Origin of the sequence: Mycobacterium kiyosense (assembly GCA_021654635.1) — a bacterium.
GTDB lineage: Bacteria > Actinomycetota > Actinomycetes > Mycobacteriales > Mycobacteriaceae > Mycobacterium > Mycobacterium kiyosense.
The window spans coordinates 2,325,359-2,340,448 of sequence record AP025179.1; the positions used below are offsets into that span (position 1 = coordinate 2,325,359).

A 15,090-nucleotide genomic window follows, 5' to 3' on the forward strand; every position below is an offset into this window, starting at 1 on the left:
CGCGCTCTAACCCGCGCCGCGGTTGCCGAACGTCACGCTGGCGCAACGCGCGGCGGCGGCAGCTGCGCTGGCGTGACGCTGGGGGCATTGCGGGCGGGGTGTAGGGCAGGCCGCGGTTGCCGAACGTCACGCTGGCGCAACGCGCGGCGGCGGCAGCTGCGCTGGCGTGACGCTCGGGCATTGCGGGCGGGGTGTAGGGCAGGCCGCGGTTGCCGAACGTCACGCTGGCGCAACGCGCGGTGGCGGCAGCTGCGCTGGCGTGACGCTGGGGGCCCCGGTCATGTCCGCGAGAGGAATGCCAGCACGGTGCTCTCGAACGCCGCTTTGGCCTCGATCATCGCCCAGTGCCCGCAGTTGGGGAACACGTGCAGTTCCGCGTTCGGGATGGTGCGCATCGGTATCAGCGCCATGTCGAGCGGGCTCACCCGGTCGTCGCGGCCCCAGGTCAGCAGCGTCGGTGCGGCCACCTTGTGCATAACCGCCCACGGCATCGGCCGGTCGGTGGCGCTCATCGCCGTCATCATCGCCGAATACGCAGCCTTGCCGTACATTCGGCGCGCGGCAGCCAGCGTCTGCGGGTCGGTGGCCAGCTGCCAGCGTTCCTCGATGAGTTCGTCGGTGACCAGCGCCTGGTCGTACACCATTGACTTGAGCCAGTCGACCAACCGCTGCCGGGTCGGGTCCTCGGTGAACTCCTGCAGCAGTCGGATGCCTTCGCTGGGCCCGGGGCTGAAGGTGTTGGTGCCGATGCCGCCGATCGTCACCAACCGGTCGATGCGATCGGGATAGCGGATCGCGAAGTTGATGCCGACCCCGCCGCCCATCGAGTTGCCGACGATGTGTACCCGGTGCACGCCCAGCGCGTCCAGGAACGGCGCCACCACGCCTTGGGCGGTGAGCATCGGGTGGCCACCGAAGTCGTCGGTGACACCGAAGCCGGGGAATTCCAAGATCAGGCAACGGAAGCGCTCGGCGAAGACGGGCAGCACGCCGCGGAAATTTCGCCAGCCGGTGACGCCGGGACCCGAGCCGTGCAGGAACAACAGGGTCGCCGCCCGGTCGGCGGCAGTGTCGTAGTAGCGCAGCGTGCCGGCCGGCGTGCTGATCTCGCGCAGGTCTGATGCAGAGGTGTCGGACACGTCAGCCACCCTGTCATGACGGCCCGCATCGATGACAGCGACGTTCCGGTGACTGGGCCGCGCGCTATTACAGTCGACGTGACGTGGAACGGAGAATCGGGATGACACCGTGCTGACGGGGCGCTGACGTGCCGGAATTCGGCTTCGACACACTGGCATTGCTGACCGCGGTCGGCTTCGCCGGCCCGTTGCTCGCATCGGTACCGCGGCTGCGCATTCCGGCCGTCATCGGGGAGTTGCTCGCCGGGCTGGTGGTCGGCAAAACCGGCTTCGACGTGGTCGACATGACCAATCCGACGCTGAAGCTGCTGGCCGACATCGGGTTCGCGCTGATCATGTTCGTGGTGGGCACTCACGTCCCGGTCCGCGACAGCGCGGTGCGCACGGCGCTGCCGATGGCGCTGGCAAGGGCGGTTGCGGCCGGTGTCCTGGCGGCCGGCGTCGGGGTCGCCCTGGCGGCTGCGTTCGGAACCGGCCACGGCGCCGTCTATGCCGTGCTGATCGCCTCGTCATCGGCCGCGGTCGCGCTGCCGGTGCTCGATTCGCTGCGGTTGCAAGGTCCGCAGGTGCTCTCGGTCACCGCCCAGATCGCCATCGCCGATACCGCATGTATCGTGCTGCTGCCCTTGGTGATCGACGTCAAACGCGCACCGGTGGCAGCGCTGGGCGCGCTCGCGATCGCCGGATGCGCACTGGCACTTTTCCTCGCATTGCGGGCAGCCGACCGCAGGGGCTGGCTCAAGCGGGTTCGGAAGTACTCCGGCAGGCAGCGTTTAGCGCTGGAGCTGCGCACCAATTTGCTGTTGTTGTTCGCGCTGGCGACGTTGGCACTGCAGACTCAGGTGTCGATCATGCTGGCGGGGTTCGCGCTCGGACTGGCGATCGCCGCCGTCGGGGAGCCGCGGCGGTTGGCCCGGCAGCTGTTCGGTATCACCGAAGGTTTCTTCGGCCCGCTGTTCTTCGTCTGGCTGGGCGCCTCGCTGCAGGTCCGGGACCTGGCTGCCTACCCCGAATTCGTCCTGCTCGGCGCGGGGCTCGGACTGGGTGCCGTGCTGGTGCACGCCGTAGGGCGACTGTTCGGGCAACCCTTGACGCTGGCCGTGTGCTCCTCCGCCCAGTTGGGCGTACCGGTGGCGGCGGCCACCATCGGCACCCAGCAACACCTGCTGCGCGCCGGCGAGCCGTCGGCAATGATGTTCGGCGCCCTGCTCACCATTGCCGCCACCTCGATCGCGGGTTCGGTGGCCGCCCGACGTCTCGGTCCCGAATCGCCGGGGTTGGCGCCGGAATAGCGGGTCGCGCACCGAGCAATGGCACAAAGTCCTCACTGCAGGGGACACCGTGCTCTCGTGCCGCGGCCTGCGCAGCGCCATCTTGGAGGTAAGCAGCACGACGGCACGAATGAGGGCACCTCCGATGAACGCACATTTTCCCGACCGCGGCACCGCCGAGACCGTACTGCGGCTGGCGTCGCGGGCGCCGTCGGTCCACAACACCCAACCGTGGCGCTGGCGGGTAGGGGAGACGAGCCTGCACCTGTACTCCGACGCGACCCTGCAGCTTGCCCACACCGACCCCGAGGGCCGAGACCTGATCCTGAGCTGTGGCGCGGCGCTCAACCACTGCATCATCGGTTTGGCCGCGACCGGATGGCAGGCCAAGGTGGTCCGGCTGCCCAATCCGCACGACCCCAGCCACCTCGCCGCCATCGAGGTGGTTCCGCACCCGGCCGGCCAGCTCGACATCATGCTGGCCGCGGCGATACCGCGGCGGCGAACCGACCGCCGCTACTACAGCTTCTGGCCGGTGGCGGGTGGCGACATCGCCCTGATGGCCGCCCGCGCCGCGCGCGCCGGGGTGGCCCTGCGCCGGGTGGACGCCACCGACAAGCTGAACAGGATTGTGGCCGAATCGGTCTGGAACCACGCCGCCGATCCGGACTACCTGGCCGAACTCTCCGCGTGGAGCGGTCGGCACGCGTCCGCCGACGGTATACCGGCGCACAGCACTCCGGCGCCGGACCTGAGCGCGGCGATGCCCAACCGGCTGTTCGCCCGTCCCGAATTGCGGATGCCTTCCGGCGCCACACCGGACGTGGAGAACGCTGCGGTGCTGGCGCTGGGCACCATGACCGACGACAAGTTGGCCTGGCTGCGGACCGGCGAGGCCACCAGCGTCGTGTTGCTCACCGCGACCGCGTTGGGCCTGTCCAGCTGCCCCATCACCGAGCCACTGGAGATCGCCGAGACCCGGGAAGCGGTGCGCACAGACGTCTTCGGCGCCAACGGCTACCCGCAGATGCTGCTGCGAGTGGGCTGGGCGCCCATCGACGCCGATCCATTGCCGTCGACGCCGCGTCGTGAACTCGAGGACTTCGTCGAGTGGAGTGCCGAGCAACAACAAGCTGTCGGCCAATAGCCGGCGGTTTACAGCGCAACCCCGCGCGGGCAATGATATGTCGATGACCGGGCGGGCCGAAGACTGCGCGTTGCTGGATGTGGGCGGGCTGCACGAACTGGTCGAGTCGCTGATCGAACGCGGTTACCGGGTGGTCGGCCCGACGTTGCGGGACAACGCGATTGTGCTCGCCGAACTCGATTCCGCGGCCGATCTCCCGCGCGGCTGGGGCGTGGACGTGGGCCCGGGGCACTACCGGGTCCGGCGCCGCGACGACGAGGCGGTATTCGGGCATTCGGCCGGAGCGCAGTCGTGGAAGCAGTTCCTGCACCCGCCGCGGTTGCGGCTGTGGGCCGGAACCCGGGACGGGACAGTCCAATCCGAGCCAGAACCGCCGCGTTACGCGCTGCTCGGCGTGCATGGTTGCGACCTGGCCGCTATCGCGACCCTGGACCGCGTGCTCGGCAATGCCGACTATCCCGACGGCTCCTATGTCGGCCGCCGCCGAAACCTGTTCGTCGTGGCGGTGAACTGCACCGAGCCCGGTGGGCTGTGCTTCTGTGCGTCGATGGGTACCGGCCCTGCCGTCGGACCCGGCTACGATCTCGCGCTCACCGAGCTCCTCGACGACGGTGCCGCACCCAGCTATCTGGTCGACGTGGGATCCCCCGAAGGCGCCGAGGTGCTGGCCGGCCTACCGCAGCGCGAACCAACCCGGAGCGAAATCGATTGCGCCCGTGGTGAAGTCGACGCCGCCGCGCAACACATGGGCCGCCGGATGCCCGAGACCGACCTGCGTAACCTGCTGATCGACGCACGCGAGTCGCCGCAGTGGGAGGACGTGGCCGGGCGCTGCCTGACCTGCGGCAACTGCACCATGGTGTGCCCGACCTGTTTCTGCACCAGCACCGAGGACGTCAGCGACCTCACCGGCGAGCACGCCGAGCGGTGGCGAAACTGGGCTTCCTGCTTCGAATTCGACTTCACCTACGTCCACGGCGGCGGCAGCGTCCGGCAGTCCGGGGCGTCGCGCTACCGGCACTGGATCACCCACAAACTGGGCACCTGGCACGACCAGTTCGGCATGTCCGGCTGCGTCGGCTGCGGCCGCTGCATCGCCTGGTGTCCCACCGGCATCGACATCACCGAGGAGATGAACAAGATGGCCGGAACGCCGGAGCGGACCGGCGATGACTGAAGCGACCCGCGTGCTGCCTGCGCTGCATTCGATGGCGCCCGTTCCCTACCGGGTACGCAGTCGCGTTGTGGAGAGCCCGGATTCGGCGACCCTGTGCCTCGAGCCGGTCGGTGAGGCGCTGCGCTCGCCCGAGCCGGGCGAGTTCATGATGCTCTACGCCTTCGGCGTCGGCGAGGTCGCGATCTCGGTCTCCGGTGACCCGACCGTCACCGACGGTTCCATCACCCACACCGTGCGATCGGTCGGTGCGGTCAGTCGCGCGCTGCACGACGCCCAGCCGGGCAGTGTCATCGGCGTCCGCGGGCCATTCGGGACCACCTGGGGTTTGGCCGAGGCCGTCGGGCGGGATCTGGTGATGGTCGCCGGCGGCGTGGGGCTGTGCCCGTTGCGTCCGGCGATCCTGCAGGCGGTGGCGTTGCGGGCCCGCTATGGAACGCTGACGCTGGTGGTGGGCGCCCGCTCGAAGTCCGACTTCGTGTTCGCCGACCAACTCAAGAGGTGGGCCAACGACCCGCAGATCGATTTGCACCTGATCGTCGACGCCGCCACGCAGGGCTGGACCGGTGAGGTCGGGCTGGTCACCGCGCCGCTGCGGCGCTTGACGCTGGACCCGGGCTGCACCACCGCGTTCCTCTGCGGACCGGAAGCCATGCTGCATTTCGGCGCCGAGGAATTGATCGCCAAAGGTGTTGCCGCGCAAGATATCAAGGTTTCGCTGGAACGGAATATGCAGTGCGGCATCGGTTTATGCGGGCACTGCCAACTGGGTCCGCTGCTGCTGTGCCGCGACGGACCCGTGGTGAGCTACGACGTCGCCGGCCCGTTGCTGCGGGTGAAGGAGCTGTAGATGAGCCCACCCAAACTGGCCGTGTGGAAGTTCGCCTCGTGCGACGGTTGTCAGCTGACGCTGCTGGATTGCGAGGACGAGTTGCTCACCCTGGCCGGTCAGGTCACGATCGCCAACTTCGCGGAGGCATCCAGCGCGACCGTCGACGGCCCGTACGACGTGTCGCTGGTCGAAGGTTCGGTCACCACGCCGCACGACGAGCAACGGATCCGTGACATCCGCAAGCAGTCTCGGGTATTGGTCACCATCGGTGCGTGTGCGACGGCCGGGGGAGTGCAAGCACTGCGCAACTTCGCCGACGTCACCGAATTCACCTCGGTGGTGTACGCCCGACCCGACTACATCCAGACCCTGGCGACCTCCACGCCCGCCTCCGCGCACGTCGAGGTCGACTACCAGCTGCACGGCTGCCCGATCGACCGCGGACAGCTGCTCGACACCCTGGCCGCGTTGCTGATCGGCCGCAAACCGCGGCTGCCGGCCAAGACGGTGTGCACCGAATGCAAGATGCGTGGCGTCACCTGCCTGGTCGTCGCCGACGGCACGCCGTGCCTGGGGCCCGTCACCCACGCCGGCTGCGGTGCGCTGTGCCCCAAGCATCATCGCGGCTGCTTCGGCTGTTTCGGCCCGTCGGCGGCGCCACAGACCGCGACGCTGATTCCGTTGTTGCGCCGCGACGGCATGTCCGACGGCGACGTCGAACGGGTGTTCTCGACGTTCAACGTGACCAGTTTCGCCGCCGAACGGCAGCCGCGGTGAGCACCCGCACCCTCAGTGTCGGCACCCTGGCGCGAGTGGAAGGCGAAGGGGCGCTGCATGTCACGGTGAGAGACGGCGTGCTGGAAAGGGTGGAGCTCAACATCTACGAGCCGCCGCGGTTCTTCGAAGCCTTTCTGCGCGGCCGCGCCTACACCGAACCGCCCGACCTGACCGCACGGATTTGCGGAATCTGTCCGGTCGCTTACCAATTCAGCGCGTGCAACGCGATCGAAGACGCCTGCGGGGCGACCCTGGACGACGAGCTCGTCGCGCTGCGCCGGTTGTTGTACTGCGGCGAGTGGATGCACAGTCACGTGCTGCACATCTACCTGCTGAACGCCCCGGACTTCCTGGGCTGCCCCGACATCATCGCCATGTCGCGAAATCATGGCGCCGCGGTGCAGCGGGGCCTGTCGCTGAAGAAGGCCGGCAACGCGCTGATGGAGTTCGTCGGCGGACGCGCGATACACCCCATCAACGTGCGCGTCGGCGGCTTCTACTCGGTGCCGACCAAAGCCGAACTCGCACCGATGGCCGAACGGCTGCGCCGCGCCCTGGACGAAGCGCTGGAAACGGTGGAGTGGGTGTCGGGCTTCGAGTTTCCCGAATTCGAGATGGACCACGAGTTCCTGGCGTTGAGCACCCCGGGGCGCTACCCGATCGAGAACGGCACCATCGTGCGCAGCGCCGGCCCGTCCTTCCCGGTGGCCGATTTCACCGAGCGGGTACGCGAGCACCAGGTGCCGCACTCCTCGGCACTGCAGGCGACGCTGGACGGCGGGCGTCACCTCACCGGGCCGCTGGCCCGCTATTCGCTGAACTCCGCGGCGCTGTCACCGATCGCGGCGCAGGCCGCCGCCCGCGCCGGGCTGGGCGTGCAATGCCGAAACCCGTTCCGCAGCATCGTCGTTCGATCCGTCGAGGTGGTCTACGCGATCGAGGAAGCATTGCGCATCATCGACGAATACCAACGCCCATCCCGCCCGTACGTGGACGTCGAAGCCCGGCCCGGGGTGGGGCACGGCGTCAGTGAGGCGCCCCGCGGTCTGCTCTACCACCGGTACCGAATCGACGCTGAGGGACTGATTTCCGCGGCGACCATCGTCCCGCCCACCTCACAGAATCAGGGTGCGATCGAAGCCGACCTGGCCCGCGTCGTCTCGACCAATCTGGATATCGACGACGCGGCACTGACCCTGTTGTGCGAGAGGGTGATTCGTAACTACGACCCGTGCATCTCGTGTGCCACCCACTTCTTGACCCTCACCGTGGACGGCCGGTGACCGCGGACACCGTCGTCGTCGGACTGGGCAACCGGTTCCGGCGCGACGACGCCGTCGGCATCCTTGCCGCCGAAGCGATCGGCGAGCTGACACTGCCCGGCGTCCGGGTGATCACCGACATCTGCGATCCGATGAGCCTGTTGGAGGCGTGGTCCGGTGCGCGCCGGGCCGTGCTGATCGACGCCGCCGTCACTGCGGCGACTCGGCCGGGCCGGGTCCGCTGCTGCGCGGTGACGGATGTGGCCGCGGCCGGTGGGCTGAGTTCGCATGCCGTCGACGTCGCCGGCACATACGCCCTCGGAATGGCGCTGGGCCGGGTGCCCGATTCGGTGGTGGCGGTGACGGTCGAGGTGGCCGACACCGGGCACGGCACGGAGCTGACCCCAGCGGTCGCGGGCGCGGTGCCGCTAATGGTCAATCTGGCTGTGCGCGAGATCAATCGGCGATCGTCGGCTACGCAGCGCTAGGCAGATCCCGACTGGTTGCGTCGGACCTGACCGGCTGAGCCGGCGCAGGCCGCCAGCCGACGTAGGTCAGATACGCCCCCGCCGCGGCCACCAAGATGCTCGCGCTCATCCATGCCGAACTCATACCGATCGTGGCGTCGGCGGCTTTCATGAAAACGCCGGGGAAGGCCACCAGCAGCAGCCCGCGCGCCGTGAGCATCCACCCCAGCGCGGACACGGTGGCGGCCGGCGCGCCCCGCCAATAGGGGTGCAGGGCCACAATTACGATGCCGATCAGCAGCACGATGGTGCCGCTCATCCAGGCCCAGGCCGGGTTGGACTCGAACCCGTCGAGCAGTGCGCGCATCTCCGATCCGCGTGCCACGGTCGCGGTACCCAGGATTGCGAGGAACGGACCCAGGACGCGTGCGAACGCGTACGTTCTGGGCTGGACGTGTGTGGTGTTCATGGTGGTACCTCCGGCGACCGAGACCTTTCGTCCGGTACCTTCATTCGAGCACTGGACCCGGTTGCGCGCGAGGGACGGAAGTCCCAACTTTCAGCGTCGTGCCCCAACCTTGCCGATCTCGCTCACTGCGAGGTGAACCGGAACCGCCGGCCGGTGACCAGTTCGGGAAGCACCCGCACGTAGTGCGTTTTCGTCGCCGCGGTCCACGACAGCAGCTGCGCCCGCTCGGCCTCCTCGAGATCCTGTTCGTCGCGCACCGAGCGCGCGACGCCCTTGACGATCACGCTCCATCCCTCGGCGAGCGAGTAGTCGTCGGCCTCGAACACAACATGGTTGTTGATCGCCGTGCTGATCAGCTTGGTGCCCTCGGCGGTGCGGAAGAGCACGGTTCGGCGCTGGACGGCGAAGTTGACCGGGAAGATCTCGGGCCGGGCGTCGACACTGGTGACCAGCCGCCCGATCGGGACACTGCCCAGCAGGTCCCAGCATTCGTGCTCTGAGAGGATCGTGACTCCCTCGCCGGACACCGGCATCGATCCGCCCCCTTCGAGTCGTGGTGCGTCGTCACCGACGACGGTAGTCCGCGTGGCGGCCACCGGCGCAAGTGCGTCAGGCATCGGGCACCTGTGACGAAGGACTCTATTGCCGGATGACAGTGTGCTGCAGCCTGGAGTTCGATGGGCGTTGATCGGCATTGGTGGCCGGCAGCAGAGAGTTGGGTATTTGCCATGTTCCGAGCGGTGCCCACCGGAGGGCCGAGGTGCGGCCGATCGCTCGACTGGTGTCGCGCGGATGCGCAATGCTGCCAGAACAAAGCGGTTCCATGCAGCTGACTGACGCCGACGTCGATGCGCTGGCCTGCAGATTCCTGAACTCGCCCTATGCCGATCAGGCCGTGTACTCGAGCTGGTCACTGGACCGGCGTCTCGAGGGGTTCCTGCGTCGTAGGGATTTGACGAGGATCGCCGAGGACGGGGACGCGTTCCGGCTCATCCTGGAACGCGTCATGTCCTACATCGGTTTGGGATATCAGTCGACGGCGGCCGGGGCCGAGGACGCCGACGAAGGGCAGGGACTTCCGTCCCTTGCAGTGGTCAACCGGGACCGGTCGAATAGACATCGGCCCAAAAGTGACTTCGAAATCTAGAGAGTGCAGATCATGACCAGTGCAGCGTCGGCCTCCCCGAGGCGTGTTTTCCGTGACCGGCGTGAGGCCGGCAAGGTGCTGGCCGGGTTGTTGAGCGCCTACCGCGACCGCCCCGACGTACTCGTACTCGGCTTGGCCCGCGGCGGCGTGCCCGTCGCGTGGGAGGTGGCCGCGGGCTTGCGCGTTCCGCTGGACGCGTTCATCGTCCGAAAGCTGGGCGCACCTGGGCACGAGGAGTTCGCTCTGGGAGCGCTGGCTAGCGGCGGCCGGGTCGTCATCAACGACGACATCGTGCGCGGCCTGCGGGTCACCCCGCAGCAGCTGCGTGACGTCGCCGAACGTGAGGGCCGCGAGTTGGCTCGCCGCGAAGCGGCCTACCGGGATGGCCGCCCGCCGGTGGAGGTGGCGGGCAAGACCGTGCTGCTCGTCGACGACGGATTAGCCACCGGTGCAAGCATGTTCGCGGCGGTGCAGGCATTGCGGGAGGCCGAGCCGGCCGAGTTGGTGATCGCGGTGCCGGCCGCCCCGGAATCGACCTGCCGGGAGTTCGCCGCCTTGGTCGACGACGTGGTGTGCGCGTCGATGCCCACCCCGTTCATGGCGGTGGGGGAGTCGTATTGGGACTTCAGCCAGGTCAGCGACGAGGAGGTGCGCCGACTGCTGGCTACCCCCACGACCGGCATCCCGGTGATCAGGCCCGCGACGCCGACACCCGCGGAGGTGCTCAACGTCGCGGCGATCAACGCGCCGCAGGGCATTCCGCCGCGTGAGGTGCTGGAGGAGATCATCGGGGACGCGCGGGTGGTGCTGATCGGGGAGAGCTCGCACGGCACCCACGAGTTCTACGAGGCGCGCGCCGAGATCACCAAGTGGCTGATCGAGGAGAAGGGGTTCAGCGGGGTCGCGGCCGAGGCGGACTGGCCGGATGCCTACCGGGTGAATCGCTACGTTCGCGGCCTGGGTGAGGACGCCAACGCGGAGGAGGCGCTGCGCGGGTTCGAGCGCTTCCCGGCTTGGATGTGGCGCAACACCGTGGTTCGCGACTTCGCCGAGTGGTTGCGCGGACACAACACGCGGCACGCGGCCGCAGGCGGCCACCAAGCCGGTTTCTACGGGCTGGATCTGTACAGCCTGCATCGGTCGATGGCCGAAGTGGTCAGCTACCTCGAGAAGGTCGACCCGGTCGCGGCCGCGCGGGCCCGTAACCGCTACGCCTGCTTCGACCACAACTCCGCCGACGACGGCCAGGCCTATGGCTTCGCGGCGGCCTTCGGTGCCGGCCCCAGGTGTGAGCAGGAAGCGATCGATCAACTGGTTGAGTTGCAGCGCAACGCGTTCGCCTATCTGCGCACCGACGGACAGCTCGCCGAGGACGAACTGTTCTATGCCCAGCAGAACGCGCAAACTGTGCGCAACGCCGAGGAGTACTACCGGGCGATGTTCAGCGGACGGGTCACCTCCTGGAACCTGCGCGATCAGCACATGGCGCAAACCCTCGAGGCGCTGCTGACGCACCTGGACCGGCGCAGTGACTCGCCCGCCCGAATCGTGGTGTGGGCGCACAACTCTCACGTCGGCGATGCGACGGCCACCGAAGTTTGGGCCGACGGGCAGCTCACGCTCGGGCAGCTGGTGCGTCAGCGCTACGGCGAGCAGGCGCGGTTGATCGGGTTGAGCACCTACTCGGGTACCGTGACCGCCGCCAGCGAGTGGGGTGGCATCGCCGAGCGGAAGGTGGTCCGGCCGGCACTGGCGGGCAGCGTCGAAGAGATGTTCCACGAGACCGGGCGGGAGGCGTTCCTGGTGTCCGCGCTCGTCGACCAACGGGCCGGGGCGCCGCTGGCCGACGTGCGGCTGGGGCGCGCCATCGGAGTGATCTACCAACCGGCCACCGAACGGCAGAGCCACTATTTCCACGTGCGCCCGCTCGGGCAGTTCGACGCGATGATCCATATCGACCACACCCGCGCGCTGGAACCCCTCGAGCGCACCAGCCGGTGGATCGCGGGCGAGACACCAGAAACCTATCCGAGCGGTCTGTAGCCGCGTTCCCGCCGGTAGACCAACGCCGAGTAACTTCACCTAAGCCAGTCGAGAAACGGGCAGGGGAACATGGGAATGCCGGCCGGGCCGCTCGCGGGACTGCCGCAGATCGTCACACTGACGATGAATCCGGCGATCGACGTCACCACCGCCGTGGGGGTGGTGCGTCCGACCGAGAAACTTCGCTGCAGCTCTACCCGCTACGACCCCGGAGGGGGTGGCGTCAACGTCGCCCGGATCGCCAGGGTCCTGGGCGGTTCGGTGTTTGCGGTTTTCCCCGCGGGCGGCTCGACCGGTGGCCTGCTGACGTCGCTACTCAGCGAGGAGGAGGTGCCGTTCGCCGAGATTCCGATCACGGCTGCCATCCGGGAAAGCTTCACCGTCAATGAATCCAGTACCGGCCGCCAATACCGGTTCGTGCTTCCCGGACCCCAGCTGAGCGACCGGGAACAGGCCAGATGTCTGCAGGAGTTGCGGATGGCGGCCCGCTCGGCGCAGTTTGTGGTGGCCAGTGGCAGCCTGCCTCCCGGGGTGCCCGACGACTTCTACGACAGGGTCGCCGAGCTGTGCCACGGCGTGGGTGCCTCGCTCATTCTGGACACCTCGGGTGCGGCCCTCGAGTGTGTCTCGTCCGGGGTGTTTCTGCTGAAGGTGAGCGTGCGCGAACTACGGGAATGCGTCGGACGCGAATTGCTCACCGAGACAGATCAATTGGAGGCGGCGCAAGAGCTGATCGCACTCGGGCGCGCGCAGGCCGTGGTGGTGTCGCTCGGCTCGCACGGCGCATTGCTCGCGACCGCTCGGGAAGGCCTGCGATTTGCGGCGGTTCCCATGGCGGCCGGCAGCGGGGTGGGCGCCGGCGATGCGATGGTCGCCGGCATCACGGTGGGCTTGAGCCGGGGCTGTGCGCTGCCCGAGGCGGTGCGGCTCGGGATCGCCGCGGGCGCGGCGATGTTGTTGACCCCCGGCACGGCACCCTGCTCGGCCGCGGACGTGAACCGGTTGCTCGAGCTGGCCGCGCAGCCTTTCGACATCGCCCGCGTTGGCGTCTCAGGTGGGGCCGAACGGCCCCTGCCCAAATGACCACGCACGCCTTAGCCTGAGAGGCAACGATCGCAAGCAGGAGCCGACTATGAACCCACTTGACGCCAAGTCGGTGACCGTGGGCGTGAACGGTTCGCAAGCCGCGGTCAATGCCGCAAAGTGGGCGATCGATGAGGCGGTCAGCCGGCAGGTGCCACTTCGGCTGGTGTACGTCATCGCCAACCACGGGCTTTCCGCCGCATCCGATTGGGATCTCGAGCGCGCCGAAACGGCGCTGTCTCAAGCGGAATGCGCCGTGCTGAGCACCGCACGCAGTGAAGGGAAGTTCGTCGAGGTCGACACGGTGGTACTGTCCGGGGACCCGGCCCAGGTCCTGGTCGACGAATCGCTGGACACGGCCTTGGTCTGCGTGGGCACCGCCAGGCGGGGCTGGGCGACCGACGGGTCGCTGGGTCCCACCGCCGCCGCGCTGGTGGCGCGGGCGCACTGCCCGGTGGCGGTCATCCGCACCAACTACGACGGCTCCCCGACCCGGCTGGGGGTGATCGCGGTGGTGCTCAACGACGAGGCCGACAACGACGAAGTGGTGCGTGCGGCGATGGAGGAAGGGCGGCGCCGGCACGCGATGGTGCGCCAGATCGACCGTCGGCTGGACAGTTGGGTCCGCCGTTATCCCGACGTCCCCGTTCAGGTGGTGGCATCGGGAACCGGGCATGAGGTCAGCGGAAAACATGGCGGCGCAATAGATCTCGCTGTCATAGGCCAGAACGATGCCGATGCGTTGCCGGGCCTGGCGACGCCGAACTGTCATCCGATCCTGGGCTACCCGGACTGCTCGGTACTACTGGTGCGGCACTGATCGTCGGGGTCACCGCAACAGCGAGACGAGACTGATCACCACCAGTGCGGTCAGGGTCAGCATCTGCGGCCACGGTCGCCACGGCGTGGCCTGAATGGCGTAGGACATCTCCTTGAGCGGTGATGTCTGCGGGGGGGCGGCGCGATCGGCGGGCACCGGTGTATGGAACTGGTGGAAATACAGCTGAATGAGAGTGGCCCCGATCCACAGGCCGGCCAGGAAGCTGACCGGTTCGATGCCGCGCCATACGATCAGCGCCGCGATCGCGACGGTCAAGATCATGGCCACGAGGTCGGACACCGAGGTGGCCGAGGGCTTGGCGCCGTACTGTTTGTCCAGCGCCGCCCGACGCCGGCGGTACGGCAACGCGAAGAAGATGAACTTCACCAGGATGTGCACCCCGAGCACGACGGTCACGACGACCGCAACTGTATTGAGCATTCCCCCACCTAATCCGGAACCAAGGCCGCACGTCCACCCGGTTGAGGACTAAAGCCCCACGACCCGCGGCCGTTCGGCCAATAGCGTCATAGGTGTCGAAGGAGAACGCAGATGTCAACCTCACTGAAGCAACACGGAATCGTCGTCGGGGTTGACGGGTCGGCTGAATCGTGCGCTGCCGTCGGGTGGGCAGCGCAGGAGGCCGCGATGCGGAACCTCCCACTGACCTTGGTCCACACGTTGAATGCTTTCGTGCCGACCTTCCCGCAGGTTCCGCTGCCGGCCGGGGTGGCCGTGTGGCAGGAGGAAGACGCCCAACGGGTGCTGGAGGACGCTGCCAAGCTCGCCCAGGACGTCGTGGAGGGGGACCGGAACATCGCCATCTCAATGGATATGAGGTGCGCCCCGGCCGCGCCGACGCTGATCGACATGTCCGAAGACGCCGCAATGGTGGTGGTCGGCAGCCACGGGCGCGGCGCTGCCGGACGAGCCGTGCTGGGTTCGGTCAGCTCGGGCGTGCTGCACGGCGCCGCGTGTCCGGTAGCCGTCATCCGTGACTACGACCAACGGTCGGCCCACGAGTTGCGGCGCGTCGCGGCGCCGGTAGTGGTCGGTATCGACGGCTCACCGGTGTCCGAACTGGCGACAGCGATCGCGTTCGACGAGGCAGCGTGCCGCGGTGTCGATCTGGTGGCGGTGCACGCATGGACCGATCTCGACGCGGCCGACCTGCCGGGGCTGGACTGGCCGGCGATCAGGTCAGAAGTCGAGGAGGTGCTTGCCGAGCGGCTGGCAGGTTGGCAGGAACGTTATCCTGACGTCACCGTCCACCGCGTCGTCAGTTGCGGGCGGCCTGCCCAGGCACTCCTGGAGCACGCGAACTCGGCCCAGCTGGTGGTGCTGGGGAGCCACGGCCGGGGCGGGCTGAAACGGATGCTGTTGGGCTCGGTCAGCCACGCCGTGGTGCATTCCACCCACACGCCGATCATCGTCGCCCGGCCCACCTAGGGCGGCGCAT

General features: G+C 68.2%; 16 protein-coding genes. 12 read left to right on the top strand and 4 right to left on the bottom strand.

Annotated elements, in window-relative coordinates; genetic code table 11:
• Positions 1-278: 278 nt before the first annotated feature.
• The gene (locus tag L6444_RS11005; RefSeq protein WP_370652881.1) at positions 279-1,139 is read right to left on the bottom strand and encodes an alpha/beta fold hydrolase; all 861 of its coding nucleotides are present in this window, start codon (positions 1,137-1,139) and stop codon (positions 279-281) included.
• Positions 1,140-1,267: 128 nt separating this feature from the next.
• Here L6444_RS11005 and L6444_RS11010 point away from each other — a divergent pair, with 128 nt between their 5' ends.
• From L6444_RS11010 to L6444_RS11040, 7 genes are all read left to right on the top strand, one after another.
• Positions 1,268-2,431 (top strand): cation:proton antiporter, encoded by a 1,164-nt coding sequence (locus L6444_RS11010; RefSeq protein ID WP_236982481.1) that lies wholly within the window; start codon positions 1,268-1,270, stop codon positions 2,429-2,431.
• A 124-nt stretch (positions 2,432-2,555) separates the two neighbouring features.
• The gene (locus L6444_RS11015) at positions 2,556-3,557 is read left to right on the top strand and encodes an Acg family FMN-binding oxidoreductase (RefSeq protein ID WP_236982483.1); all 1,002 of its coding nucleotides are present in this window, start codon (positions 2,556-2,558) and stop codon (positions 3,555-3,557) included.
• 43 nt (positions 3,558-3,600) lie between these two features.
• Positions 3,601-4,734 (top strand): 4Fe-4S dicluster domain-containing protein, encoded by a 1,134-nt coding sequence (locus L6444_RS11020; protein WP_236982485.1) that lies wholly within the window; start codon positions 3,601-3,603, stop codon positions 4,732-4,734.
• Positions 4,727-5,581 (top strand): FAD/NAD(P)-binding protein, encoded by an 855-nt coding sequence (locus L6444_RS11025; protein WP_236982487.1) that lies wholly within the window; start codon positions 4,727-4,729, stop codon positions 5,579-5,581. The genes L6444_RS11020 and L6444_RS11025 overlap by 8 nt, the downstream gene beginning before the upstream one ends.
• Positions 5,582-6,340 (top strand): NADH-quinone oxidoreductase subunit B family protein, encoded by a 759-nt coding sequence (locus L6444_RS11030; protein ID WP_236982489.1) that lies wholly within the window; start codon positions 5,582-5,584, stop codon positions 6,338-6,340.
• On the top strand, positions 6,337-7,623 hold the full coding sequence (locus L6444_RS11035; protein WP_236982497.1) for a Ni/Fe hydrogenase subunit alpha: 1,287 nt from the start codon (positions 6,337-6,339) through the stop codon (positions 7,621-7,623). The genes L6444_RS11030 and L6444_RS11035 overlap by 4 nt, the downstream gene beginning before the upstream one ends.
• Positions 7,620-8,090 (top strand): hydrogenase maturation protease, encoded by a 471-nt coding sequence (locus tag L6444_RS11040; protein ID WP_236982499.1) that lies wholly within the window; start codon positions 7,620-7,622, stop codon positions 8,088-8,090. The genes L6444_RS11035 and L6444_RS11040 overlap by 4 nt, the downstream gene beginning before the upstream one ends.
• Here the strand turns inward: L6444_RS11040 and L6444_RS11045 are convergent.
• Together L6444_RS11045 and L6444_RS11050 are read right to left on the bottom strand one after the other, a co-directional pair.
• Positions 8,077-8,538, bottom strand: coding sequence for a hypothetical protein (locus L6444_RS11045; RefSeq protein WP_236982501.1), 462 nt, complete (start codon positions 8,536-8,538; stop codon positions 8,077-8,079). The two genes, L6444_RS11040 and L6444_RS11045, sit on opposite strands and share 14 nt — an antisense overlap.
• 122 nt (positions 8,539-8,660) lie before the next feature.
• Positions 8,661-9,071 (bottom strand): pyridoxamine 5'-phosphate oxidase family protein, encoded by a 411-nt coding sequence (locus L6444_RS11050; protein WP_236984007.1) that lies wholly within the window; start codon positions 9,069-9,071, stop codon positions 8,661-8,663.
• Between the two features lie 290 nt (positions 9,072-9,361).
• Here L6444_RS11050 and L6444_RS31060 point away from each other — a divergent pair, with 290 nt between their 5' ends.
• The 4 genes from L6444_RS31060 (at position 9,362) to L6444_RS11070 (ending at position 13,631) form a co-directional block, all read left to right on the top strand.
• Positions 9,362-9,685 carry a hypothetical protein gene (locus tag L6444_RS31060; protein ID WP_370652877.1) on the top strand — a complete coding sequence of 108 codons (324 nt, stop codon included), beginning with the start codon at positions 9,362-9,364 and terminating at the stop codon, positions 9,683-9,685.
• Between the two features lie 12 nt (positions 9,686-9,697).
• Positions 9,698-11,728 carry an erythromycin esterase family protein gene (locus tag L6444_RS11060; RefSeq protein WP_236982503.1) on the top strand — a complete coding sequence of 677 codons (2,031 nt, stop codon included), beginning with the start codon at positions 9,698-9,700 and terminating at the stop codon, positions 11,726-11,728.
• A 69-nt stretch (positions 11,729-11,797) separates the two neighbouring features.
• Positions 11,798-12,811: a 1-phosphofructokinase family hexose kinase gene (locus tag L6444_RS11065; protein ID WP_236982511.1), complete on the top strand. Its 1,014-nt coding sequence runs from the start codon at positions 11,798-11,800 to the stop codon at positions 12,809-12,811.
• Positions 12,812-12,860: 49 nt separating this feature from the next.
• Complete coding sequence (locus L6444_RS11070) at positions 12,861-13,631, top strand: universal stress protein (protein WP_236982513.1); 771 nt, start codon at positions 12,861-12,863, stop codon at positions 13,629-13,631.
• 9 nt (positions 13,632-13,640) lie between these two features.
• On the opposite strand, the gene L6444_RS11075 is transcribed toward L6444_RS11070, so the two are convergent.
• Complete coding sequence (locus L6444_RS11075) at positions 13,641-14,072, bottom strand: hypothetical protein (RefSeq protein WP_236982515.1); 432 nt, start codon at positions 14,070-14,072, stop codon at positions 13,641-13,643.
• A 111-nt stretch (positions 14,073-14,183) separates the two neighbouring features.
• Between L6444_RS11075 and L6444_RS11080 the strand changes: the two genes are divergently transcribed.
• On the top strand, positions 14,184-15,080 hold the full coding sequence (locus tag L6444_RS11080; RefSeq protein WP_236982517.1) for a universal stress protein: 897 nt from the start codon (positions 14,184-14,186) through the stop codon (positions 15,078-15,080).
• Positions 15,081-15,090 lie beyond the last annotated feature (10 nt).

Coding starts and splice junctions, on each gene's coding strand:
- L6444_RS11015 (WP_236982483.1), top strand. CDS start 2,556: ATGAACGCACATTTTCCCGACCGCGGCACCGCCGAGACCGTACTGCGG.
- L6444_RS11020 (WP_236982485.1), top strand. CDS start 3,601: ATGACCGGGCGGGCCGAAGACTGCGCGTTGCTGGATGTGGGCGGGCTG.
- L6444_RS11025 (WP_236982487.1), top strand. CDS start 4,727: ATGACTGAAGCGACCCGCGTGCTGCCTGCGCTGCATTCGATGGCGCCC.
- L6444_RS11030 (WP_236982489.1), top strand. CDS start 5,582: ATGAGCCCACCCAAACTGGCCGTGTGGAAGTTCGCCTCGTGCGACGGT.
- L6444_RS11045 (WP_236982501.1), bottom strand. CDS start 8,538: ATGAACACCACACACGTCCAGCCCAGAACGTACGCGTTCGCACGCGTC.
- L6444_RS11050 (WP_236984007.1), bottom strand. CDS start 9,071: ATGCCGGTGTCCGGCGAGGGAGTCACGATCCTCTCAGAGCACGAATGC.
- L6444_RS31060 (WP_370652877.1), top strand. CDS start 9,362: ATGCAGCTGACTGACGCCGACGTCGATGCGCTGGCCTGCAGATTCCTG.
- L6444_RS11060 (WP_236982503.1), top strand. CDS start 9,698: ATGACCAGTGCAGCGTCGGCCTCCCCGAGGCGTGTTTTCCGTGACCGG.
- L6444_RS11065 (WP_236982511.1), top strand. CDS start 11,798: ATGGGAATGCCGGCCGGGCCGCTCGCGGGACTGCCGCAGATCGTCACA.
- L6444_RS11070 (WP_236982513.1), top strand. CDS start 12,861: ATGAACCCACTTGACGCCAAGTCGGTGACCGTGGGCGTGAACGGTTCG.
- L6444_RS11075 (WP_236982515.1), bottom strand. CDS start 14,072: ATGCTCAATACAGTTGCGGTCGTCGTGACCGTCGTGCTCGGGGTGCAC.
- L6444_RS11080 (WP_236982517.1), top strand. CDS start 14,184: ATGTCAACCTCACTGAAGCAACACGGAATCGTCGTCGGGGTTGACGGG.